Source organism: Kineococcus indalonis, assembly GCF_009906395.1.
In the GTDB taxonomy this organism is placed as follows: Bacteria; Actinomycetota; Actinomycetes; order Actinomycetales; family Kineococcaceae; genus Kineococcus; species Kineococcus indalonis.
Genome location: NZ_JAAALM010000601.1, coordinates 1 through 2196, shown reverse-complemented (window position 1 = coordinate 2196; position 2196 = coordinate 1). Strand labels below are relative to the sequence as shown.

The 2196-nt window shown below is 79.0% G+C and carries 1 protein-coding gene and 1 pseudogene; one reads left to right on the top strand and one right to left on the bottom strand.

What is annotated here, in order from left to right:
- On the top strand, nt 1–1354 hold a 1354-nt coding region (locus GTR00_RS19365), incomplete at its 5' end, for a zinc-dependent metalloprotease (protein ID WP_166613189.1).
- A 163-nt stretch (nt 1355–1517) separates the two neighbouring features.
- Here the strand turns inward: GTR00_RS19365 and GTR00_RS24440 are convergent.
- A pseudogene (locus GTR00_RS24440) lies at nt 1518–2144 on the bottom strand (M48 metallopeptidase family protein); the annotation flags it as partial.
- Nucleotides 2145–2196 lie beyond the last annotated feature (52 nt).

The following is a 2196-nucleotide window of genomic DNA, read 5'->3' as shown; positions in this document are numbered from 1 at the left end:
CGGCGGCGGGGCGGGCGGGGCCGGCGGCTTCCCCGGCCTGCCGGGCGGCTTCCCCGGCGGCATCCCCGGCCTGGGCGACACCCCGCTGGACCCGGCCCTGATGGGGCAGGTGCTCAACCAGCTCCAGCGCTTCCTGTCCACCCCCTCCGACGCGCCCGTGAACTGGGACGTCGCGCACGACCTGGCCCGGCAGGCGGCCGCGCAGGCCGGCGACCCCACCCCCGGCGCGGCCGAGCGGCGCGCCGTGGAGGACGCCCTGCGGGTGGCCGACCTGTGGCTGGACGGCGTGACCGACGTGGAGCAGGCGCCCACGACGGCCGAGGCGTGGAGCCGCGCGGAGTGGGTCGAGCGCACCATGCCGGTGTGGCGCCAGCTCGTGGAGCCGGTCGCCGCGAACGTGGCCGACGCCATGGGCGAGGCGATGGCGAAGCAGGCGCCGCCGGAGATGGCGGCGGTGCTGGGCTCGGCGGGGGCGATGCTGCGCCAGGTCGGCGGCGGCGTCTTCGGCATGCAGGTCGGTCAGGCCATCGGCACCCTCGCCGGGGAGGTGCTCAGCACCACCGACATCGGGCTGCCGCTGGCGCCCGGCGGGCGCGCGGCCCTGCTGCCCTCCGGGGTGACCGCGTTCGCCGAGGGCCTGGAGGTGCCGCTGGACGAGGTGCGCCGCTACCTGGCGCTGCGCGAGGCCGCGCACCAGCGGCTGTTCGCGCACGTGCCCTGGCTGCGCTCGCACCTGCTGGGCAGCGTGGAGTCCTTCGCCCGCGGGATCTCCGTGGACGGCGAGCGCATCGCCGAGGCCGCCAGCTCGGTGGACCCCACGAACCCCGAGTCCCTGCAGGAGGCGCTGGGCTCGGGCATCTTCGAGCCGGAGAGCACCCCGGAGCAGAAGGCCGCCCTGGTGCGGCTGGAGACCGCCCTGGCGCTGGTGGAGGGGTGGGTGGACCACGTCAGCGACGAGGCCGCCGGCCGCGTCCTGCCGCACGCCGCCGCGCTGCGCGAGACGGTGCGCCGCCGCCGCGCCACCGGCGGGCCGGCCGAGCACGCCTTCGCCGTGCTGGTGGGCCTGGAGCTGCGCCCGCGCCGCGCCCGCGAGGCGACGGCGCTGTGGGAGCGGCTGCTGGCGCGCGGCGGCGCCCCCGTCCGCGACGCCGTGTGGGACCACCCCGACCTGCTGCCGACGGCGCAGGACCTCGACGACGTCGACGCGTTCGTCGAGCGGCGCCTCAGCGGCAGCGGCGGTGGCGTCCAGCGCGACGAGGACGCCATGGACGCCGCGCTGCGCGACCTGCTGGACGGCGGCACGGGCGCCGGTCCGGGTGACGGCCCGGGCGGCGGGGACGGCCCGCGGGGCTGACGGGGGTGCGCGGCCCCGCGCGCAGCGCTCAGCCGGTGCTGCTGCGCGCGGGGTCCGCCGCCTCGCGCACGTCCAGCTCGTCCACGTCGAGCTCGTCCACGTCGAGCACCAGCTCGTCCAGCGGGGCCGCCGGCGCGTCCGCGGGCGCCTCGTCCTCCGCCTCGTCCTCCGCCCCGGAGGCGGGGTCGCGGCCGGCGGCGTGGTCCAGGCCGGCGAGGAAGCCGCGCGCCCGCTCGGTGCGCGGGTAGGCCTCCAGCAGCCGCCAGAAGGCGCGCGAGTGGGTGGGCACCACCAGGTGCGCCAGCTCGTGCAGCAGCACGTAGTCCAGGACCCAGCCGGGCACGCCCTGCAGGCGGGTGGACAGCCGGATGCTGGCGTCCGCCGGGGTGCACGAGCCCCAGCGGTGCTGCTGGTTGTCGACCCAGGTCACCGAGGCGGGCTGGGCCAGGTCGTCCAGGTACCGGCGCGAGAGGTCGCAGGCGCGCTCCAGCAGGTCCTGCTCACCGGGGTTGCGGCGCCGGTCGGCGGCGTCCAGGCGCGAGACCATGCGCTCGACCCACTCGCGCTCCTCGGCGCGGGAGAAGCGCGCCGGGATGAGCACGACCGTGCGCTCGCCGTCGCGGTAGGCGGAGACGGTGCGCGAGCGGCGGCGGCTGCGGCGCACGTCCACGGGCGGCCCGGCGCCCCCGGGGGCCGGCGCGGCGGTGGCGGGGGGCTGCACGGCGCGACGGGACCCGCCGGCGACGGTGACCACGGCACCGTCGGCCGGCCCCGGCTGGTCAGCCCTCACGCGGGCACGGTACCGTGCGCGCCCCCCGCTGGGGAGGGGTCCGCGGGAGCGG